The organism is Actinomadura sp. NPDC048394 (assembly GCF_040651755.1).
GTDB classification, from domain to species: domain Bacteria; phylum Actinomycetota; class Actinomycetes; order Streptosporangiales; family Streptosporangiaceae; genus Spirillospora; species Spirillospora montaniterrae.
Map to the genome: position 1 here is coordinate 1 of NZ_JBEZJL010000124.1, position 20,331 is coordinate 20,331.

At 68.7% G+C, this 20,331-nt stretch carries 24 protein-coding genes and 1 pseudogene; 11 read left to right on the plus strand and 14 right to left on the minus strand.

What is annotated here, in order from left to right:
• Nucleotides 1-175: 175 nt before the first annotated feature.
• Entirely contained in the window at nt 176-622 is a 447-nt protein-coding gene (locus AB0C78_RS47845) for an ester cyclase (protein ID WP_360761787.1), read from the minus strand.
• A gap of 86 nt (nt 623-708) precedes the next feature.
• Between AB0C78_RS47845 and AB0C78_RS47850 the strand changes: the two genes are divergently transcribed.
• Nucleotides 709-1,638: a LysR family transcriptional regulator gene (locus AB0C78_RS47850; RefSeq protein WP_360761789.1), complete on the plus strand. Its 930-nt coding sequence runs from the start codon at nt 709-711 to the stop codon at nt 1,636-1,638.
• 25 nt (nt 1,639-1,663) lie between these two features.
• Here the strand turns inward: AB0C78_RS47850 and AB0C78_RS47855 are convergent, their stop codons facing one another.
• From AB0C78_RS47855 to AB0C78_RS47875, 5 genes are all read right to left on the minus strand, one after another.
• Nucleotides 1,664-1,867, minus strand: coding sequence for a hypothetical protein (locus tag AB0C78_RS47855; protein WP_360761791.1), 204 nt, complete (start codon nt 1,865-1,867; stop codon nt 1,664-1,666).
• Between the two features lie 1,324 nt (nt 1,868-3,191).
• Nucleotides 3,192-3,989, minus strand: a complete 798-nt coding sequence (locus AB0C78_RS47860) for an SDR family oxidoreductase (RefSeq protein WP_360761793.1) — start codon at nt 3,987-3,989, stop codon at nt 3,192-3,194.
• A 1-nt stretch (nt 3,990) separates the two neighbouring features.
• Entirely contained in the window at nt 3,991-4,371 is a 381-nt protein-coding gene (locus tag AB0C78_RS47865; protein WP_360761795.1) for a hypothetical protein, read from the minus strand.
• On the minus strand, nt 4,356-4,742 hold the full coding sequence (locus tag AB0C78_RS47870) for a hypothetical protein (protein ID WP_360761797.1): 387 nt from the start codon (nt 4,740-4,742) through the stop codon (nt 4,356-4,358). Before AB0C78_RS47870 ends, AB0C78_RS47865 begins: the two co-directional genes overlap by 16 nt.
• Complete coding sequence (locus AB0C78_RS47875; RefSeq protein ID WP_360761798.1) at nt 4,739-5,317, minus strand: hypothetical protein; 579 nt, start codon at nt 5,315-5,317, stop codon at nt 4,739-4,741. The genes AB0C78_RS47870 and AB0C78_RS47875 overlap by 4 nt, the downstream gene beginning before the upstream one ends.
• 78 nt (nt 5,318-5,395) lie before the next feature.
• Between AB0C78_RS47875 and AB0C78_RS47880 the strand changes: the two genes are divergently transcribed.
• Both AB0C78_RS47880 and AB0C78_RS47885 read left to right on the plus strand, forming a co-directional pair.
• Nucleotides 5,396-5,953 (plus strand): helix-turn-helix domain-containing protein, encoded by a 558-nt coding sequence (locus AB0C78_RS47880; protein WP_360761800.1) that lies wholly within the window; start codon nt 5,396-5,398, stop codon nt 5,951-5,953.
• 208 nt (nt 5,954-6,161) lie between these two features.
• A pseudogene (locus tag AB0C78_RS47885) lies at nt 6,162-6,374 on the plus strand (hypothetical protein); the annotation flags it as partial.
• A gap of 92 nt (nt 6,375-6,466) precedes the next feature.
• Here the strand turns inward: AB0C78_RS47885 and AB0C78_RS47890 are convergent.
• A complete protein-coding gene (locus AB0C78_RS47890) occupies nt 6,467-7,573 on the minus strand; it encodes a saccharopine dehydrogenase NADP-binding domain-containing protein (protein WP_360761802.1) in 1,107 nt (368 codons plus the stop codon).
• 103 nt (nt 7,574-7,676) lie between these two features.
• Nucleotides 7,677-8,387 (minus strand): type 1 glutamine amidotransferase domain-containing protein, encoded by a 711-nt coding sequence (locus AB0C78_RS47895; protein ID WP_360761803.1) that lies wholly within the window; start codon nt 8,385-8,387, stop codon nt 7,677-7,679.
• A 299-nt stretch (nt 8,388-8,686) separates the two neighbouring features.
• Here AB0C78_RS47895 and AB0C78_RS47900 point away from each other — a divergent pair, with 299 nt between their 5' ends.
• The 3 genes from AB0C78_RS47900 to AB0C78_RS47910 all read left to right on the plus strand — a co-directional run bounded on the left by AB0C78_RS47900 (nt 8,687) and on the right by AB0C78_RS47910 (nt 11,965).
• Nucleotides 8,687-9,604 (plus strand): acetoacetate decarboxylase family protein, encoded by a 918-nt coding sequence (locus AB0C78_RS47900; protein ID WP_360761804.1) that lies wholly within the window; start codon nt 8,687-8,689, stop codon nt 9,602-9,604.
• A 15-nt stretch (nt 9,605-9,619) separates the two neighbouring features.
• Nucleotides 9,620-11,215 (plus strand): succinic semialdehyde dehydrogenase, encoded by a 1,596-nt coding sequence (locus AB0C78_RS47905; protein ID WP_360761806.1) that lies wholly within the window; start codon nt 9,620-9,622, stop codon nt 11,213-11,215.
• A gap of 129 nt (nt 11,216-11,344) precedes the next feature.
• Nucleotides 11,345-11,965 (plus strand): TetR/AcrR family transcriptional regulator, encoded by a 621-nt coding sequence (locus AB0C78_RS47910; RefSeq protein ID WP_360761808.1) that lies wholly within the window; start codon nt 11,345-11,347, stop codon nt 11,963-11,965.
• A gap of 11 nt (nt 11,966-11,976) precedes the next feature.
• Here AB0C78_RS47910 and AB0C78_RS47915 read toward each other — a convergent pair whose 3' ends face one another.
• Genes AB0C78_RS47915 through AB0C78_RS47930 form a run of 4 tightly spaced genes read right to left on the minus strand, consistent with a single transcriptional unit; the run spans nt 11,977 to nt 14,386 of the window.
• Nucleotides 11,977-13,155 (minus strand): FAD-dependent oxidoreductase, encoded by a 1,179-nt coding sequence (locus AB0C78_RS47915; RefSeq protein WP_360761810.1) that lies wholly within the window; start codon nt 13,153-13,155, stop codon nt 11,977-11,979.
• Nucleotides 13,148-13,327 carry a rubredoxin gene (locus AB0C78_RS47920; RefSeq protein ID WP_360761811.1) on the minus strand — a complete coding sequence of 60 codons (180 nt, stop codon included), beginning with the start codon at nt 13,325-13,327 and terminating at the stop codon, nt 13,148-13,150. The genes AB0C78_RS47915 and AB0C78_RS47920 overlap by 8 nt, the downstream gene beginning before the upstream one ends.
• 1 nt (nt 13,328) lies before the next feature.
• Nucleotides 13,329-13,487, minus strand: coding sequence for a rubredoxin (locus tag AB0C78_RS47925; RefSeq protein WP_360761813.1), 159 nt, complete (start codon nt 13,485-13,487; stop codon nt 13,329-13,331).
• A complete protein-coding gene (locus tag AB0C78_RS47930) occupies nt 13,484-14,386 on the minus strand; it encodes an alkane 1-monooxygenase (RefSeq protein ID WP_360761815.1) in 903 nt (300 codons plus the stop codon). Before AB0C78_RS47930 ends, AB0C78_RS47925 begins: the two co-directional genes overlap by 4 nt.
• Before the next feature lie 415 nt (nt 14,387-14,801).
• Here AB0C78_RS47930 and AB0C78_RS47935 point away from each other — a divergent pair, with 415 nt between their 5' ends.
• Nucleotides 14,802-14,924, plus strand: coding sequence for a hypothetical protein (locus tag AB0C78_RS47935; RefSeq protein ID WP_360761817.1), 123 nt, complete (start codon nt 14,802-14,804; stop codon nt 14,922-14,924).
• A gap of 276 nt (nt 14,925-15,200) precedes the next feature.
• On the plus strand, nt 15,201-15,869 hold the full coding sequence (locus AB0C78_RS47940; protein WP_360761818.1) for a TetR/AcrR family transcriptional regulator C-terminal domain-containing protein: 669 nt from the start codon (nt 15,201-15,203) through the stop codon (nt 15,867-15,869).
• Nucleotides 15,870-15,933: 64 nt separating this feature from the next.
• Here AB0C78_RS47940 and AB0C78_RS47945 read toward each other — a convergent pair whose 3' ends face one another.
• Together AB0C78_RS47945 and AB0C78_RS47950 are read right to left on the minus strand one after the other, a co-directional pair.
• A complete protein-coding gene (locus tag AB0C78_RS47945) occupies nt 15,934-16,599 on the minus strand; it encodes a TetR/AcrR family transcriptional regulator C-terminal domain-containing protein (RefSeq protein ID WP_360761820.1) in 666 nt (221 codons plus the stop codon).
• Nucleotides 16,600-16,895: 296 nt separating this feature from the next.
• On the minus strand, nt 16,896-17,810 hold the full coding sequence (locus AB0C78_RS47950) for an LLM class F420-dependent oxidoreductase (protein ID WP_360761822.1): 915 nt from the start codon (nt 17,808-17,810) through the stop codon (nt 16,896-16,898).
• A gap of 495 nt (nt 17,811-18,305) precedes the next feature.
• Between AB0C78_RS47950 and AB0C78_RS47955 the strand changes: the two genes are divergently transcribed.
• From AB0C78_RS47955 to AB0C78_RS47965, 3 genes are all read left to right on the plus strand, one after another.
• Nucleotides 18,306-18,548 (plus strand): hypothetical protein, encoded by a 243-nt coding sequence (locus AB0C78_RS47955; RefSeq protein ID WP_360761823.1) that lies wholly within the window; start codon nt 18,306-18,308, stop codon nt 18,546-18,548.
• Between the two features lie 446 nt (nt 18,549-18,994).
• A complete protein-coding gene (locus AB0C78_RS47960) occupies nt 18,995-19,777 on the plus strand; it encodes an SDR family NAD(P)-dependent oxidoreductase (RefSeq protein ID WP_360761825.1) in 783 nt (260 codons plus the stop codon).
• 159 nt (nt 19,778-19,936) lie between these two features.
• The coding region (locus AB0C78_RS47965; RefSeq protein ID WP_360761826.1) for an MFS transporter at nt 19,937-20,331 on the plus strand (395 nt) is incomplete at its 3' end.

Here is a 20,331-nt window from a genome sequence, read left to right on the forward strand (position 1 = left end):
ACCTCATGAGCCGCCGCCTCACCGGCGAATCCACTCCCACATGGCGGGGCACCTGACCCGAAATCAAACGGAACTCGCAGGATGAAACGCCCAGTGAGGGAACGAGGGCGCGAGTGCGATCTGCCACAAGTCCGAGCAGACGACCGATGTGCGCAGGCTCCTCAACCCCGTCCAGCTACTTTCCTTCGGCGCCCAACTGGCGCAGGAAGGCGCGGTTGTCGGTGCGCACCCATTCCTCGATGAGGCGGCCCCGATCGTCGAAGCGAAAGATGTTGATCAGGTCGAACACGACGCGTTCGCCGTTGGGCGGCAGCGGACCGGCCGGCGACTGCGTGAACTCCCGGACGAAGGTGCCCTCGATCCAGGTCTGGCAGGCCATGTGGTCGCCCTCGGCAACGACGATGCCGCGCCGGATCGACCGGTCGTCGAAGGCGGCGCGCACCGCCGCGAAATAGGCATCGAGTCCGGCGAAGTCGGATTCGAAGCCGTCGGGGCCGTGAAAGCGGAACTTGTCGGTGTCGAAGTACGTCGCGGCCTCGGCCGGATCTTCGCCCGATACCTCCAGCTCACCGGCGCGGACCACGCGCGCCACCAGTTCTTCCCGGGTAAATCGCTTCGTCATGGCTCCAGCCTGCCTTCGCCGAACCATGCTGTCCAACGATGGTTTCGCACCGAATCCATGAGCTAAGCGCATGGTAGGTTCCGGCCATGGCCGAGTTCACCCTCACCGGTCTGCGCATCGTCCACCAGGTCGCCGCCGCCGGATCGTTCACCCGGGCCGCCGAGATCCTCGGCTACACCCAGTCGGCCGTCTCCCGCCAGATCGCGGCGATGGAGGCCGCGGCCGAGGCACCGCTGTTCGACCGCAGCCGCCGAGGTGTGGCACTCACACCGGCCGGCCAGGTGCTCGTCCGCCGCGCGGGCGAGGTCCTCGCGGACCTGGCGGCGACCGAGCTGGAACTCGCCGGTCTTCGTGACCGGCTCGCCGGCCGCCTGACGATCGGCGCCTACCCCACCGCCGCCATGGCGCTGGTCCCGCGGGCGATGGCGCAGGTGACATCCGGCCATCCAGGGCTCGCCGTGGTCCTGGACGAGGCCGCCACGCCGACCCTGCTCCGGCGGCTGAGGGCCGGGCGGCTGGACGTGGCGGTCATCGGCATCGGCCAGGGCCTGCCCGACTACGACCTGAGCGACCTGCGGCAGACCGCCGTGCTCCAAGGCGACCTCCTGGTCGCCGTCCCGGACACCCACCGATTCGCCAACCACACCACCGTCACGGTGCCGGACCTTGCCCGAGAGCAATGGATCACCGGCGACGGCACGGCCGGAGAGCCGCAGTTCGGAGCCTGGCCCACCCTGACCGACCCGCACATCGCCCACACTTCGCGCAACTGGTCGACACGCCTCGGCCTGGTCGCGGCAGGCCTGGGCATCACCGTCATCCCCGCCCAGGCCCGCCCGGCCCTGCCGGCCGGTGTACGGGCCGTGGCCGTCACCGACAGCCACTGGACCGGCCGCGCGACCCTCGCCGTGACCAGGCCACACCCGTCCGCGCAGGCACAGGCGATGGTGACGGCCCTGCAGGACCAAGCCGCCGATCTCCACGACGCCCCAGTCGTTGATCAAGGACCGATCTGATCCCGCGCCGCCGCGAGGAAGGCGATCACGCTTTGATCAGCTGTCCGCTCATCGTCCATAGCCGCTGGGCGGCCTGGGGGTCGATGGAGTGCGGAACGACGTTCTGGGAGCGGATCAGGTCGGCGCCTTGGGCAGTGGGATCGACGGCGTCGTCCAGCGGCGAGATGTCGTTGTCCCTGAGGTAAACGCCGCCGGTGTCGGCGAGCACCGGACTGGCGGCACCGAACACGATGGTGGCGGCACCCTGCTGGGGCGTCTTCTTTTCGCCCGCGAGGCCGATGATCGGCCGGCCTCGTCGACCAGGCCCATCGCCACGTTCATGGCCCGCACCTGGTCCGAGGGCATCGAGCCGCCCAGGTTCGTGCCGACGATGATGCCCGGGTGCGCTGCGTAGCCGCGGATCCCATCCTGGGACCACCGGCGGTCCAGCTCGACGGCGAACGGCATGTTGGCGGTCTTGGACTGGGCGTAGGCGAGATGGCCGCCATAGCCGGTGGCGAAGTGCGGGTCGTCCCACCGGATACCGGAGATGCGGGTCGCACCGGAGGTCGTGTTGACCACGGCGGTGCAAAACTGCGGGTCACTGAGCCAGCCCGGCGGCTGAAGTCTGAGGATGCGGGTGCCTAAACGCCCTAATGCATACCCACCTCACTCGCTGGGTTCGGGGCCGCGTCGGCACGCGGCGACATGGGACGGCAAAGAAATCGGGCTCGATACGGTAAGGCCAGCACAGAATGACACCGAAAACGCCGCGTTGATACGACAGTTTCGGACTTTCAATCCACAGGGGTCGAGTTGCTCGGATCCGCCCACCGGCATCCGTGTTCATCCAGGTGAGAGGCGGCCTTGTCCGACAGTCCGCTCCATCGACACGAACCAAGGACAACTGACGCTGTAGCGGCCTTCGCAGCCGATTATGATCTTGTTTGTCGTATAGCACCACCTCCCAGATTGCAGGGAGCCGCACGGGAGCCAATTAGGGAGCCACCTTTGGTCGACTCCCCCGGACCCGCCGCGACTCCCCCAGGGCGTTTCTGCAGGTGAGAGGCTCCCCGATCGACTGATCTGCTGCGCCTGGGGGTCAAGGGGTTGTGGGTTCAAATCCCGCCGTCCCGACAGAGAAGTACCAGCTCAGAGGCCGTTTTCTCCATACGGAGGACCGGCCTCTTGATCGTTTGTTGGCCGCGTTAGCGAACTCAGCCGCCCCTGGCGGCAATGACCAGTACAGGCCGCCTCAGCCGATCGACACCGCAAGGTCATCTCGCGGCGGCCAGGCCCCTCCACGGAACGCCCGCCGCCACATCAACGTGACCGGCACCTACTCCTTCAGCCGGCCCGACCTCGGTCCCACCGGCGTCCGCGCGCTCCGCAGCACCGACCAGCCCGGCTGGGATGCAGATCAGTCATAGTGCTTGCCACCGGATCCGCCGCAGGCCGCCGCTCGCCTCGGGCCCCTCCTCCTTGGGGTGTCTGAGAAGTCCCCGATGGGTTCCGGGGTGTGGTCGGGCTTCGGGGCGGGCCGGGTCGGCGGCCGATGAACGGAGGTAAGGGGTTCAGCTGTTCTTGAAGGGGTTGAGGGTCTTGCCGGCGAGATAGGCCAGGCGGGTAGGCAGGGGTTTCATGGCGGCGGCGGAGATCTTGTTGACGAGTCCGGGGACGCACACGGGTTTGCCGTTCTGGACGGCTTTCCAGCCTTCGGCCACGACGACTTCGGGTTGCTGCCACAGGATGCCGGGTAGGTGGTTGGCTTTGTCGCGGGTGCCCATGACGTCGTGGAATTCGGTGTGGGTGAAGCCGGGACACAGGGCGGTGACGTAAATGCCGTGGGGTTTGAGTTCCATGTCGAGGGCTTGGGAGGTGTTGAGGACGTAGGACTTGATGCCGGTGTAGAGCAGGCTGGCCGCGGGCGGGGCGAACGCGGCGACGGAGGACAGGTTGACGATGCGGCCCCAGCGGCGTTCCTTCATGCCGGGGATGACGCGGTGGGCGAGTTCGGTCTGGGCGGTCACCATCAGCTGGATCTCTCCGGCGAGAGTGTCCCAGGGGGTGTCGGCGAACGCGGTCTTGCCCGACAATCCGGCGTTGTTGATCAGGACGTCGATGTTCAGGCCCTGCTCGTCGGCGTATCGCAGGATCGCTGCAGGGGAGGCGGGGTCGGTGAGGTCGGCGGCGAAGACCTCACATCGGACCTTGTGCTGTTCGGTGAGCTGGGCGGCGAGTTCGTGGAGGCGGTCGGCGCGGCGGGCGACCAGCAGGAGTTGGTAGCCGCGGGCGGCCAGGTGGCGGGCGAACGTCGCGCCGATGCCTGCGGAGGCGCCGGTGATGAGCGCGGAGCGGGGGACGGTGGTCACGTCAGGATTCCTTCGGTCGAGCTGATGGTGAGGGGCCGCTGCCGGGGAGCCGGGTGATGAGGTCGGCGCCGAACAGGGCCGCGGGCGTGTGCGCGCCGAGACGGGGGGCAGTGGCGGCGAGGAGGTCGGTGACGGCGGTGAGGGCGCCGTTGATGGTGAGGTGGTAGGGGTTGGCCGTGGTGATGCGGGCGGTGGCCCGCCGGCCGGCCGGGTCGGTGGTCTCGCCCCACACGTGGGCGCTGCTGGTGGCACGTTGGTTCGCGTCGGGGCCTTTCACCGTCTTGTCGATCAGCTTGTGCACGGCGTCGCGGACGCGGGGACGGGCCAGCAGTCCGGTGAATCGCCTGCTGATCTGGGTGCCGCGGATCAGCGGGGAGGGCATCGGGAGGTACACCTCGATGTTGGGGATCGCGGTGCTGTGGTGGACGCTGTGGAGGTCGGCGGCGGGGAAGGCGAGCGCGGGTTCGGTGCCGTTGCCGAAGCAGCGCGGGCCTGGCCGTCGGTCTCGCGGGCGTAGGCGAAGACGTCCATCTCGCCGGTGATGTCGAGGTAGTGGGTGCTGGTGCGCACGCACGCGTCGATCATCAGGGGCGCCGTCACCGAGAACGGCCCGGCGCCGAGGTCCTCGGCCAATAGCTTGACCGCTGTGAGGTTCCGGCCGGCGAGGACCGGTTCCAGGCCCCTCTTGCGCGCCTCCCGGGCGATCAGCTCGCCGGTATGGCCGTTGGCGCCGTACAACAGCCACTTCGTCACTGGGCGGCCTCCTTCGGGCCGGGCAGTTCACGCGAGCCCGGGGTGAAGCCGCGGCGAGCGGTGCCGATGTCACCGCGGTAGGCGCCGACGGGGCCGGTGAGCAGGAAGGGCAGGGGGATGCGGCGCTGCCGTGCGGTGAATCCCCACGTCCCGATGCCCAGGTAGACACCGGGCGCCGCGCGGCGGACCTCGTCGACCATATTGATCGCCCCGCACATCGAGGCGTAGGCGCGGTAGACCAGCGTGTAGGCGGGACGGCCGTCATAGCGCGACGGTGCGATGAGCGTGTGCATCGCATAGCGCTGCCGGATGCGGCCGAACTGGCGGAAGGTGTTGTAGCCGCGCCCGATCTGGCCGTCGACGGGCCGGAACGCCTTGCACAGCCACGGCGCGAGCGGATTCGACACTGTGCCGCGCCCGGTCACCGAGGCGACCAGGTTGGGCTGGGCCAGCAGCCGGGCGGTGTACTCCCCGTCCATCTCCTCGATGGACGGGGCGGGCAGCGTGGCGAAGAACGCCAGCAGCCCGGTCGTGTCCAGCCCGAGCAGCTCGGCAGCCGCGTGGCCGGTCTCCATGGGGGCCCACCTCACTTCTTGAACGGTCTTCAAGAAACCTAGCGCCTTCTTGAGGGGCGTTCAAGATAGGATGTGGGGGTGCCCCGGAACCGACGCCCCCAAGACCGCGAGGAGAAACGCGAGGAGATCCTCGCCGCCGCCCAGCAGCTGTTCATCGACGACGGCTACGAGTCGGCGTCCATGGGCCAGATCGCCAAGACCGCCGGCGTCACCGTCAACACGATCTACTGGTACTTCCGCGACAAGGACGACCTGCTCATCGCCGTCCTGGACCGCCTGCTGGCCGAAGCCCTCGCCCAGTACACGACCATCGCCGACCGGCCGCTCGGCGACCGGCTCCTGTGGGCCGTCGACCAGCTCGAACGGCTGCACGGCCTCGTCAACACCGTCCACACCCGCGCCCCGGCCTCACCCGCCGTCCACGCCTGGCACACCGGCTTCCACGAACTCGCCGACACCCTGGTCGCCGACGACCTCCGCAAAGCCGGCGCCGCCGAAGCCGACCTCCCCGCCATGACCGCGATCGGCACCTTCGTCATCGAAGGCCTCCTCACCCACCGGCCCGACGATGCCGACAAACGAGCCGTGATCGACCTCCTCGTCCACAGGCTCACCACCGCGCCGACCCGAACCTGACCGGAACATCTCGCCGCACCACGCAGGGGTGTCTGAGAATCGTTCGATTCTTCAACACCCCGCGCGCAGTCTCTTCACTGCCCGAGCGCCCCGGAAATCTGTCGGAAGAACGTGTTGAGAACTTCGAGTGTTCAACAACACCGACAGCACCGTTTTTCCTGCACTTCCAGTTGTGACGACGTTCCCGGGCGATGCCCCGCCCTCCGCGGTGATCCGCCAGGCCGCCGACGATCTTCTCAGCACCGAGCCCACGGTCCTCACTGGCGCGCCGCTCAGCTTCGACCACGGCCTCCCGAGCATCGACGGCGCCAAGGTCTGGTTCTGCTCCGACGAACACACCACGTTCAGCACCGAAATCGGCACCCGACCCGCAGTGGGCGACCTCATCCGCGTGCTCTCCGCCCACGTCGATCCGACCGTGACCCTCCACGGTCGACGGCGAACAGGTGATCGAGCGATGGCCGGTCGACATGCGCGGCTGGCAGTGATCGCCGTGCCGCCGCCGGGCGGGGCTCAGACGACGGTGAGTCCGATCTCGGTGCAGGCCCGGCGGAGCGTTTCGAGGCCGAAGGCCTCGGTGGGGCCGACCACTCCCGGGGTGAGGTCGGAGTGCGTGGTGATGTGGTGGGCGGCCCAGGCGATGAGTTCGCCGGTCAGGCCGTAGGGGTTGGATCCCTGGAGGTGGATCTCGGCGAGGGGCCGACTGCCCGGGACCCCGCTCGAGGCGACGGCGACGACGTGGGACGGGATGCGGGCGCGCATGGCGGCGTCAGGACCGCCAGAAGGGCCGAGCAGGAGCGGGCGCGACAGGAAGTCGATCAATCGACGGCCCGCGGGCAGGCGCACGGCGGTGTTGGCGAGCCCCGAGAGGAGGGAGAGGGGGCGGCTGAGCGCGGGGAACCATCCGTTGTAGACCGTGACCTCCTCCAGGCCCGGGAAGGCCTCGGGCAGGAACAGCACCTCGGTGCCGGAGACGAGGGAGGCGGACTTGCGGCGGTCCCCGACGGTGAAGCCGTGGACGCGGGAGGCGGTGCGCTCCTCGACCAGACGGTTCCGGTACCAGCGCGGCGAGGGAAGCGTCAGGCCGTCGCGCATGGTGGCGCGGGTGCCGCCGCTGATCCCGCGCCAGAGCGGGCCGCCGGCGAAGTAGCCGATGCGGAGCGCGCGTGCGGCGTCGCCCGCTTCCAGGGCGGCGAGCGTTCCGGCCAGGACGCCGGGAACGTAGTCGTAGCCGAAGGCGGGCAGCATCACCGCGCCCGTGTCGCGCGCACGCTCGTGGTGCCGGTCGCGCAGGGTGCGGACGAACCCGACCTCGCCGGTGGAGTCGATGTAGTGGGCGCCGGCGTCGGCGGCGGCCTGCGCGACGGGGTACCCGAAGCGCTCGAACGGGCCGACGGTGGTGATCAGGACGTCGCCGCGCCGCAGATGCTCCTGCAGGCCGGCGGGCTCGGTGGCGTCCACGATCACGTGGTCGAGGCCGCCTGACCGCTCGGCCAGGGCCGTCACCGCGGCGGCATTGCGTCCGGCGATGGTCGGTTTCACTCCGCGGCGCAGAAGGGCGGCCAGGACCAGGTCACCGGTGTAGCCGGTGGCGCCGAGCAGGATGATGCGGCCGGTCATGGACTGTGCTCTCCCTTGGGACGTTCACGCCGACATGGCGGCACGGAATTGCGCGGAAGGACGAAGGGACCTGGCCCCGGCTGGAGCGTCCGGCGGACGGTGCTCAGCGGGGCTGCGGGGTGAGGTCGTTCACGAGGCGGTCGGCGAGCCGCTCGGAGGAGGCGGGGTTCTGCCCGGTGTACAGGTTGCGGTCGACCACGATGAACGGTCGCAGCGGCAGGCGCGCCTTGACGTAGTCAGCGCCGCTCTCGCGCAAGCGGTCCTCCAGTAGCCAGATGGCCTTGCGGCCGAAGCTGTTGAACTTCTCCTCCAGGTTGGACAGGCCCGTCATCCGGTAGCCGGTGAACGGCCACGATCCGTCCTGGTTCTTGGCTGCGAACGCCGCGGCCGGTGCGTGGCACAGCAGCGCCAGCGGCTTGCCGGAGTGAAGCACGCGGGTCAGCAGTGCGCCCGAGACCGGGTCATAGGCCAGGTCCTCCATGGGGCCGTGCCCGCCGGGGTAGAAGACCACATCGAACTCGTCCGGGTCGATGTCCTCCAGGGTCCTGGGGCTGTCCAGCTCGGTCTGGATCGAGTCCAGGTACCGTGCCACTTCGCGCAGCTTGGACGGCCTGCCGGCGGTGCGGGACATGCTGAGCCGGTCCAGCGTCGGCGCCTTGCCGCCCGGGGTCGCGATCGTGATCTCCCATCCGGCCCGGGTGAAGATCTTGTGCGGCACCGCCAGTTCCTCACCCCAGTAGCCCGACGGGTGCACCGCGCCGTCCCGCAGTGTCCACCGATCGGCTGCGGACACCACGAAGAGAGCCTTGGTCATCTCTCTGTCTCCCTCCGATAGCGCCGGATCCACCGACGATCCGGCTGAGAGGCCAAGAGCCGCGGCTGGACGACCGTCCGTCGATCGTGCAGGTCACGGCCATGGCGACCGCCATCCGGATACCCCGGCACCCAATGTTTACACCATCCACATTAGGTGGTGGAGTATGCAGTGTCAACATTGATCCCGACCCCACCCTTCGCGGGCGCCGCGGCACTCGCGAGCCACCTTGTTGACGGTGCTTACATTGCCGGATAGCCTCATGTATGCATTGCTAACATCAGCGTGAGGAGCTCCCGATGTCATCAACCCGGCAGGACGTGGTCGAGGTCGAACTCGGCGGCCGCAGGGTCCCGGTCCCCAAGAACGGCCTCTACGACCGGTACCGGATGGACACCGACCTCGACGAGGTCGCCCGCGACCCCCGCGTCCCCAGCGTGGACTTCTTCCGGCGGATGCCCAAGACCAGGGTCGATTCCCTGATCGGCGCCACGCTCAGCCCGAACTTCTACTACCGCATCTCGACCGCGCGGCTGACGATGCTCGCCCGTTCCCGTGCGATCCGTGCCCGACTGCCCGTGGAGTTGGCGCCGCTGGAGGTCGCGCCGGGTCTCGGGCTGGTCTCGGTCATGTTCTTCCGCTACGACGTCTGCGACATCGACTTCTACACCGAGGCCGCCGTCGGCATCGCCGTGCGACCGGCCCGGCACGGCCGGCTCGGATTCGTCGACCTCCTCGCCGCCCTCAAGAACGAGAACCTCGATTCCTATGTGCTGTCGCTGCCAGTGAGCACCGACATCGCCCAGGTCCGCGGCCACGACGGCTACGGCTTCCCCAAGTGGGTCACCGAGCTCGATGTCGACATCGACGGAGATCGGACGGCGGCGCGCGTCGCCAACGACACCGGCGGAACCGACCTGGCGTTCTCGGCGCCGACACCTGCCCAGACCCGTCACCCCAGCGGCCGGCGCGTCTCCACCCTGACGTCGTACACGACGATCAACGGCGCGTGGCACTCGACGCTGAGCCAGACCAACGTGCTCGCCGCCGGAACCGCGCACCTCCCGCGCGGCGCCGCTCTCCAGGTCGGCGAAGGCCGCTTGGCCGACGACCTGCGATCGCTCAAGCCCATCAAGAGCGTCCAGCTCGACGTCGTCACCGAAGGCCAACTCGCCCTGCACATGCCGGTCCCCACCTCGGTCCCTGACCGAAACTGAACAAGGAGCCCTGCCATGGCCACCCATCACGCCGGCCCGGCGCCCGTCGTGCCCAGCCCCCTGCCGCCGTCGCTGACCCCGGCCCTCGTCAAGCGGCTGGCCCGGCGGGTCACCGCCGCGGCGAACGCCGCGCGCATCACCACCAGCGCGCCCTACACCGGGACGCCGCTGGCCGACCTGCCGGTCTCGACGCCCGCGGACGTCGAGGGCGCCTTCGCGCGCGCCCGCACCGCCCAGCGGGACTGGGCCGCCATGTCCGTCCGCGAGCGCAAGAGGATCCTGCTGCGTTTCCACGACCTCGTCCTCGCCCGCCAGGACGAGGCGCTGGACCTGATGCAGGCCGAGAGCGGCAAGACCCGCCGCGACGCGTTCCTCGAGGTGACCGACATCGCGATCACCGCCCGATACTACGCGCGCAGCGCCGCCCGGCTCCTCGGGCCCAAGCGGCGCCGCGGCGCGATCCCGGTCCTGACCCGCACCACCGAACTGCGCCACCCCAAGGGCGTCGTCGCGGTCATCTCGCCCTGGAACTACCCCCTCAGCATGGCCGCCGGCGACGCCATCCCAGCGCTCATGGCCGGCAACGCCGTCGTCCAGAAGCCCGACACCCAGACCGCGCTCACCGCGCTGTGGGCACTCGACCTGATGCACGAGGCCGGCCTGCCCTCCGGCGTGTGGCAGATGGTGATCGGACGAGGCGGTTCCATCGGCGGCGCGCTGATGGCAGGCGCCGACTACATGATGTTCACCGGCTCCACCGCCAGCGGCCGCCGGATCGCGCGCGACGCCGGCGAACGCCTCATCGGCTCCTCCCTCGAACTCGGCGGCAAGAACGCCATGCTCGTCCTCGAGGACGCCGACATCGACCGTGCCGCCGACGGCGCCGTCGCGGCGTGCTTCCCCTCCGCCGGCCAGCTCTGCGTCTCCATCGAACGCCTCTACGTCGCCGAGGCCGTCCGCGACCGCTTCGTCGCCGCGTTCGTCGCCCGCACCAATGCGCTCCGCATCGGCGCCGCCTACGACTACAGCAGCGACGTCGGCAGTCTCACCACCCCCGCCCAGCTCAACACCGTCACCGCGCACGTCGACGACGCCGTCACGAAGGGCGCCACCGTCCTGGCCGGCGGCAGGGCGCGGCCCGACCTCGGCCCGCTGTTCTACGAACCGACCATCCTCACCGACGTCACGCCCGACATGACGCTGTACGACAACGAGACCTTCGGGCCCGTCGTCTCGATCTACCCCGTCCGCGACAACGAGGAGGCGATCACCCGGGCCAACGCCACGCCCTACGGGCTCAACGCCAGCGTGTGGACCCGCAACGGCGCCCGGGGCCGGGCCGTGGCCGCCCGCCTCCACGCCGGCACCGTCAACGTCAACGAGGCGTTCGCCGCCGCGTGGGGAAGCATCGACGCACCGATGGGCGGCATGGGCGACTCGGGCATCGGCCGCCGCCACGGGGCCGACGGGATCCTGAAATACACCGAGCCCCAGACCGTCGCCCACCAGCGCGTCCACGGGTTCACTCCACCGGCTCGCATTTCACCCCAGACCTGGGCCCTCCTCATGACCACCGCGCTGACGGTGATCAAGAAGGCCGGCTCTCGTTGAGGCATCGCGGCCCGCGCTCGTCCGGCCGGTCGGCCCTTCCGCGCGGGCCCGCGTGCCCATCGCCTACCATGTGCGCGGCGCATACATCGACCGATCGGCGTAGGCGCCGTCGATAGAGGAGTGTGATCAATGGCGCGCGAAGGTGCCTCTTACCACCATGGCGACCTGCGCGCCGCCTGCCTGCAGGCGGCGCGGGAGCTGCTCGAGGAGGACGGCAGCGCCGCGCTTTCGCTGCGGGCGGTGGCGCGGCGGGCCGGCGTGTCGGCGACGGCCCCTTACCGTCACTACGCCGACCGCGACGCACTGGTCTCCGCGGTCGGCGCGCAGGGCTACCGCGAACTCGCCGAGCACCTCAGCGCCGCTCACCCCTCGCCCGCCACTCCCGACGACCTCGCCGCGGTCGCCGTCGCCTACGTGCGCTTCGCGCTCGACCATCCGGCGCTGTTCCGGGTGATGTTCGCCGAGCCCTGCGACCCGAACAACGAGGAGCGGGTCAGCGCGACCATCGCCATCTGGGAGTACGTGCGCGGCATCGTGCACGGCACCTTCCCCGACGCGGATCCGGACGCCCTGTCGACCTCGATCTGGGCCCTGGTCCACGGCCTGGCGTTCCTGCACCTGGACGGCAAGCTCGACGCCTCCTCCCCCGGCGCGGTCGCCGGCCAGGTCGGCGACGCCGTCCGCGCGCTCTTCGCCGCCTCGCCGGCAATATCGCGGACGGCGACGACCCCGCCCACGCCGGAGAGTTGAGGTCCACGGGGTCAGCCTCGGCCAGAACCCGCGCGGCAGGTCCTCGCTTGTGCGCCGCTCGCGGTCTTCTCGATGCGGTCCCGGAGTTCACGGTGTTCCCGGGGGCGGTTCATGCACACGGCACCGACCAGATCTCCGCTGTGCACGAAGCGGATCGAGGCGTCGCGGCCGGCGAGATCGCCGGACACCACGGGCTCGCCCGCGAGACGTCCACAGATCTGGAGCTTGAGGTCGTACTGATCGGACCAGCACCAAGGGATCGCCGTGTGCGGAGAACGCCGGCCGAGCATGTTCCGCGCGGCGGTGGCGCCCTGTGCCTGGGCGTCCGACCAGTGTTCGCGACGTCCCGCAGGGAGGCGTGCGACGTCTCCGGCCGCGTAGACGGCCGGATCGAACGTGGTCAGGCAAAGGTCGACGAGGATGCCGTCGTCCACGGGCAAACCGCTGTGCGCGGCGAGCTCCGTCTCCGGAACGATGCCGATCGCGGCGAGCACATGGTCGCCGGACCATTGCACGTCGTCACCAACGGCGCGAAAGCCGCCACCGGGCAGGCGGGTGACGTGCCGTACCGGTGTGTTCAACCGCAGGTCGACACCGTGCTCGCGGTGCAGCGCAGCGATGGGTGCGGCGAGCTCGCCGGGCACGACCCGCCCCAGGACCCGGTCGTCGGCCTCCCAGACGGTCACCTGGCATCCCATGGCCGACGCCGTCGCCGCCGTCTCCAGCCCGATGAGCCCGGCGCCGATGATCAGTATGCGCCCGCCCTCGCGCAGACGGGCGCGCAGCGCCAGTGCGTCCTCACGAGTCCGCAGCGTCGGCACGCCCTCGATCGTGCGCGGCCGACCGCCGGTCGCGAGCAGGAGCCGGTCATAGCCGAGTTCGGTACGGTCCGACAACTGGACCGTCCTCCGTGCGCGATCCAGCGCCGTGGCCGTGACACCACTGCGCAGATCGATGTGCTGCACCGCCCACGCCTCAGCGGATCTCAGCCGTATCCGCTCAGTCGATGTCCGTCCGGCGAGCAGATCCTTCGACAGCGGCGGCCGTCGATAGGGCTCTGCGTGCTCGCTGCCGACCAGCACGACGCCGCCCTGGTAGCCCTCGGCTCGCAGGGTCAGCGCGGCCGTGGCGCCGGCGATCCCGGTGCCGACGATGACGATGCGGGCGGACTCGCCGATCCGGTCAGGCACGGCTGATTTCGATCATCTGGAAATCGGCTTTGGCCGCACCGCACTCGGGACAGGACCAGTCGTCGGGAATGTCCTGCCAGCGGGTGCCCGGCGCGATGTCCTCCTCAGGCCAGCCCTGTGCTTCGTCGTAGACGAAACCGCAGACCACGCACTCCCACACTCGGTACCGCATGTCACACCTTCTCGAAATCGACGGCCTCGCGGACACCGCAGTCCGGACAGCACCAGTCGGCGGGAATCTCCGCCCAGGGCGTCCCGGCCGGAAAGCCTTCGCGTGGCTCCCCGGCCTCCTCGACGTACTCGTAACCACAGACCGGGCAGCGGTAGGTCAAGGCGCCACCCCCGTGCTCTCGCCGGACGGCGTAACGCCGTAACGGGCGTACTGCCCGGGCTGGATGTTGGCCAGGCTCGCATCACCGCCGTAGTGGGCGATGACACGCTTGTCCATGACACGCCGCCACAATGGCGGCACGAAAACAAGCCTGGTCATCACCGAATAGCCCGCGGGTAGCTGCGGCGCCTCATCGAAGTGCCGAAGGGCCTGGTAGCGGCGGGTGGGGTTCGCATGGTGGTCACTGTGGCGCTGCAAGTGGTACAGCAGGATGTTGGAGGCGATGCTGTTGCTGTTCCACGAGTGCCGGGGGGCACAGCGCTCGTACCGTCCGCTGGGCGTCTTCTGCCGTCGAAGCCCGTAATGCTCCAGGTAATTGATGACCTCCAGCATCGTGAATCCGAACACCGCTTGGACGAGCAGGTAGGGCGCGATCCCAGGCCCGAACACCGCGATCAGGGCGCCGAACAGGACGACGGTCATCGCCCAGGCGTTGACCACGTCATTGCGCATCGTCCATGGCCGTTTGCCCATGCGCGCCAAACGCGCCTTCTCCAAGCGCCACGCAGATGCGAGACCGCCCCACACCGTGCGAGGCCAGAACCGGTAGAAGCTCTCACCCAGCCGGGCGCTGGCAGGATCCTCCGGGGTGGCCACCCGGACGTGATGGCCGCGGTTGTGCTCGATGTAGAAGTGCCCGTACGCCGTCTGCGCCAGAGTGATCTTCGACAGCCAGCGCTCCACCGACTCCTTCTTGTGGCCGAGCTCGTGGGCGGTGTTGATACCGACACCACCGACGTTGGCGATCGTCAGGGCGAGGCCGATCTTGCCGAGCATCGACACATCGCCGCGCGACCATATCCAGGACGCCATGATCAGGCCCGCGTACTGGAGCGGCACGTATAGATAGACGCACCAACGGTAGTACTTCTGCTTCTCCAGCCAGGCGAGGACGCTCTGGGGGATTACTGGAATCCTCGCCCAGAACGCTGTCGAGGATCGGTCCGAACAGGCCCAGCACCAGAACCCCGGTGAACCAGAAGATCTCCCATCCGCTGAGCGTGACCAAGCCCCAGGACAGGAAAGGCGACAAGGGGACGAGCAGGCCCAGCAGCCATAGATGCTTCTTCCTGTCGACCCACGTCACGTTCGTGACGCCGGCGGTCACCGTTGCCATGACAACCTCCATGTGCCGGCGGGTGCGGTTCCGCTCAGCACTCCTCCGGAGTCCGTTGACACCGTCAGAGCCACCATGCCACGGTAAGTACGAGGTAAACAAGGTTTATGCTGTACGCCACATCGCGAGGAGCCCCGCTTGCCGACCCGCGATCTCTACACCGCTCCTGTCCCACCCTGCGGCTGGACGGTCCCCATGGCCGGCGACACCCGGTTCACCTGGGAGTACGACAACGCCCGCGAAAAGCTGCTCGCCCTTTGACGTAGGTCAGGATCTGCTTCGGCTAGGCCAGCCCCACCTTCTCCTGGAGGAAGCGGGAGAAGATCTCCACGTACCGCGGACTGCTGGCTCTGCATGACCACTACAGGCAGCTGTCGGCTCGTGAACTCGCCGCGGGCGCCCTGCGGCAGGGACCGCCGCGGGGCCGTCCGTGGCGTGCTCCGTCCACGCACGGCCCCCCGGGGAATGGATAGTCTCTGGTTGGCAGCGCAGGCGATGCGTCCTGCACAACGATGAGGCCACGCGAACGGGACGGTGATGGCGACCAGACGGGCCGATCGCGTCGAAGGGCTGACACGCGAGCAGATCGTGCGGACCTCCATCACGCTCATCGAGCGAGACGGCCCCAAGTCCCTGTCCATGCGCAAGATCGCGGCCGAACTCGACGTCGGCGTGATGTCCCTTTATAACCATGTACCGAACAAAGAGGCGCTTCTCGAAGCGGTGGCCGAGTCCATACTGTCCGGTCTCGTCGTCCCCGAGCCTGACGCCGCGCCTCACCAGGACTGGAAGCGCAACGTCCGCACCCTGGTCGCCGCCTTCCGTGCGACCGCCCACCGCTACCCCCGCAGCATGTACCTCGTACTGACGAGCAGGGTCGGGCAGCGGTTCGGTTCGCGGACGGCCCAGCGGGCCCTGGCATTGCTCGAAGCAGCCGGATTCGACACCGTGACCTCGGTACGCGCGCTGCGGGCTCTGATGTCCTACGTGATAGGCGCCCAGATGATGGAGGGCGAAGCACTCACGATGCCGCACGCCCTTCCCACTGGAACCGGCGACACGGGACTGGGCGTGGACCTCGAGGAGATACCGCACGTCGTCGCCCTCGCCGACGTCCTACTCCGCCCCGACCACGACGCCGATTTCGAATGCGGACTGGAAATGCTGCTGTCCGCCCTGGACCGGCTGCCCCGTACGGCCGGCTGATCGTACTGAGCACACAGAAGTCGAGAATGCGGAAACACGGCCCGTAGAGCGAAGACCGCTCTCCTCAGTTCGCGGGGCTGCCCATGTGCTCGATCGAAGACAGGAAGAGTTCGAGACCGAACTCGAAGTCGGCGTCCGTCCCGTGCTCGCTGAGCTCGCCCGGGTGGTCCTCTCCGGGCAGGCAAGCTCCAGCATCCGAATCCTGCAGGTCATCGGCCAGATCACCCGACGGTTCCCGCATCAGTTTGCTCTGGCCGGCCTCGCGCAGCTGGGAGCCCAGCGCGTACGCCATCAGCGAGCGCATCACATGAACCGAGGTCTTCCCGTCGAGTCCCGCCTCGTCGCAGAGTCCGAGGGCGCGTTCGATCGCGCGCAGCCCCACGGGAATGCCGGTCTTGCTCGCCACCACCAGCGCCATGCTCCGCGGATACTCGTTGGCGGTCCTGCGGAACGCCCGTACCAGCTCCCGGGCTCCCGAGCGCCAGTCTCCCGGCGGGGCCTCCGGCAGATCCATGGTGTCCATCACGTACTCGGCGATGCCCTCAACCAGCGCGTCCTTGTTCGGCACATGCTTGTACATCGCCATCGCCGTCACCCCGAGCTCGGCGCCGACCGCCCTCATCGAGAGGGCCTCGGGCCCCTTGCGCTCGATGAGGTCGACCGACGTGTGCACGATGAGCTCACGGGTAAGCACGACCCTCATGACGCGCTGCGGCGCAGGCTTCGGCATGACCCCGTCTCCCTCCGTCCGACCGGCCCACCCGGTTGGCGATCAGGGGCCCGTTGGCCTGGCAAGTTTACGCGCACGCCGGATGGACGGCAGGGGCCACCGCCCACGCACTCGGCTCACCTTGATGCGGATGAGGCCGATGCAGGCGAGACTTCGCCTCGCTGTATTCCTCCCGGACTCCGGTCGGCTCAATGCGCCACTGATAGGGGCTCATCCCCGGAGCCAGGGTTTTCCGGCGAGAGCCGAACGCCGATCGGGAAGACGTCCCTCCGTACTGTCGGGGCCTCGAGGCGCACCTACGAATTCGAAAAGGTCTTCAGGAACTCCCGGGTGCGGGCGCCGTCCTCGCCGCGCATGAACTCTCCAGCCACAAAGTCGGTGACCCCCGCCGCGGCGAGTTGTTCAAGGGCCTCCCGCGCGTCCTGCTCGTTCCCCACGATGGCGAGGTCGGCCGGGCCTTCGACGCCCTCGCGGTCCATCATGGCCCGATAGGAGGGCAGCGTCCCGTAGGCCTCGAAAATCTCCCCCGCCCGTTTCCGCGCGCCCTTGACGTCGTCGGTGACGGCCATGGGCAGCATGCACACCACGCGGGGCCGGGCGCGGCCCGCCGTTTCGGCCGCGACGTTGATGGTCGGCACGATGTGGTCGCAGACGGTGCGGGGGCCGGTCATCCACAGGACGGTTCCGTCCGCACGCTCGCCGGCCAGTTTCAGCATCTTCGGCCCCAGGGCTGCAACGAGCAGCGGTACGCGCTCCGGGTTCGGCACCGACAGAGCGATCTGCGCGCGGACCGTCTCGCCCCTGAACGAGACGCTCTCGCCCTCCAGCAGCGGCACCAGGACCGACAGATACTCCTCCATGTGTCGTATGGGCCGGTCGAAGTCGTAGCCGTACGCGCTCTCTACCACGATCTTGTGCGAAGCCCCGATCCCCAGGGTCAGCCGCCCTGGGCCCAGAGCGAACGCGGTCGTCCGAGCCTGCTGCGCCAACGTGGCCGGGTGACGCGGGTAGGTCGGAACCACGGCCGGTACCAGTTCGATGCCGGGCACCCGAGTCCCGATCACTGCCAGCGCGGTGAGCATGTCCATCCCCGCACCGTTCGGAATCCATATCGACGAGAGTCCGTCGGCGGCCGCCTGACGCACCTCCTTCGTCAGCCGCTCCAAAGCGTCGAGACCGCTCCGTTCGGCCAACGCCACACCGATTCGCATGGATACCTCCGCCTGTTCAGGTGACCGGCGCTCGATCACTCTTTGCCGACATACGGCATAAACGTTGTTTACAACGTACGTAGAGTGTCATTATCGATCAGAGACTGTCAACACGATGCCTCGTCATCCTTCAGCCATGGGCATGCCACCTCAGGTGATGTCATCGGTCCGGATACCCCACTGACCGCACCGTCGCCTGGACGCGGAAGACCTACCACCGCAAAGCGGTCGAAATGCCTTGCAAGCAGCGGCCGCGCTTCCCACAGGTGTAGCGGCCGTTCAGCGGGCACGCCGGCCATGATCAGACCCGCGACCGGCCGGAGCGGGGCCGCACCGCATCCCAGTCGCGGTCGTCGCGCCCGGGCAGGCGGCGGGACAGGTCACCGCGCAGCTGAACGCGCTGAAAGGCGACCCGTGGCGTCCGCGAGCGGCCCCACCGTGCCCAGCACCGCCCAGCAGATCGCGGCGGGGATCGAGCAGTCCTGACACCGGCAGGTGCGGACCGTCGACATCCGCCCGCCGGCCGCCGGGGACGGCCGTGGCCTGTCGTCGTTCTACCTGGTCATCGGCTGGATCGTGGGCGGCTACCTGGCCGCGGCGATCCTCGGCGCGCGCCCGACGAACCTGCGCCGCACCGTCATCCGGCTCAGCGCTCGCGCTGTATGCGATCGCGTCCGGGCTCGGCAGTGCGTGTTCGTCATCCTCGGCAACCCCAACTCGGGCGGGCCTACCCGATGACCCTGCTGCCGACGTTCCGGCGGGCCATCGGGGCTGACTGCCGACCGGCGCGGGGACCACCGCCGTGCGCAACACCGTCTACTTCTCCGGCCACGCGACGACGCAGGCCCTCGGCGTGCTGGCGGGTTACGCCGTCATCGCGTCGGCGGTCGCGGTCGCCGCCTCGCCGCAGTTGGTATACATGGCGTGCGCCATAAACCTTGTTTACACCGTACTTCGAGTGGTAGCCTCGCCACCGAAAACGCCCCCACGGAGCTGGGCGATCGCTCGCCGGGCATTTATATCGTCTACGCGGGACCGCAGCGTGTGGTCAGCCTCACCCATTTCCCGGTCCACCGGCGACTGGGCCATACCTCCACGAGGAAGCCCTCCAATAGCCCACCTCCGATATTAGCGGTCTCGGTGAATCACCTTCCAGACGCACACTTCCTGTTTGAGGAGAAGAGATGCAGATCAAGGGTGCACGGGTGCTGCTGACCGGCGCCAACGGCGGACTGGGGCGCGCCATCGGCCAGGCGCTCAAGGCAAAGGGGGCGGATCTGCTCATCACTGGTCGGCGGGAGGGTTCGCTCGCACCGGCGGCAGAGGCGCTCGGCGCAAGGTCATTGGTGGCCGATCTGGCCGACCGAGTTGATGTGGAACGCTTGGCCGAGGCCGCGGGGAGCGTAGACATCCTGGTCGCCAACGCGGCATTGCCTGCCAGCGGCACGGTTTTGAGCTACGAAGCCGAACAGATCGACGCAGCACTCGAGGTCAACCTGCGTGCGCCGATAATGCTGGCACATCGGCTGGCACCGCCGATGATCGAGGCCGGCCGGGGGCACATTGTCATGATCGGGTCATTGGCCGGAAAAGCATCATCCCCCTCCAACGCTCTCTACAGCGCGACCAAGTTCGGGCTGCGTGGGTTCACCCTGGGACTGCGCCAGGACCTCGACGGCACCGGTGTCGGGGTGTCTCTCATCCAGCCGGGATTCGTCAGAGACGCCGGGATGTTCCACAACACCGGCATCAAACCACCCGCGGGAGTGCGCACCGCATCTCCCAGCCAAGTCAGCGAGGCCGTCCTTACAGCGATCCACCGGAACAGCGCCGAAGTGAACGTGGCACCGTTCGAAGTACGAGTCCTCAGCGCGCTCGGCGGCCAGTTTCCGCTACTCGCCGAACGAGTCCAGCGTCGGGTCGTCAGCGAGGAACTGAAGGAGCGCATGGACCGAATGCGCCGCTGAGCGACCTGATCAGAGCCGGTTATCTGATCCCTGGTCTCGCACAGGGCAACTCAACCAGCGAAGGCGTTTCGAAAAAGTCTGTGGGTTCATGAACCGGCCGAATGGACAAGCATGACCTGCGCAACGCAAGCCGAGGCCGACCATTCCAGCCTCGCCGCCGTGCCCTCGCGCATTGCCTGGTGGACGTTGTCGGTGGTGACGATGGCCAGCGTTCTGATGGGCTTGGGCGGGAACTCCCTCAACGTGGCGCTGCCTGCGGTGGTCCGGCATTTCCGCGCTAGCCCGGTGCAGGCGAGCTGGATCCTGCTGTCCTTCATGCTGGCCAACACGGTGCTGATCATCGTCTTCGGCCGCTTCGCCGACATGTTCGGACGGCGGGCCATGTACCTGGCCGGGCTCGCCGCCTACACACTGGGGAGCCTGCTGCTCGGCTTGGCGCCGACGGCCTGGACCGTGGTGGGGCTGCGGGTGCTGCAGGCCGCCGGCGCCGCGATGCTGCTGGCCAACAGCGCCGCCATCCTCACCGACGTGTTCCCCCGCCAGCACCTCGGCCG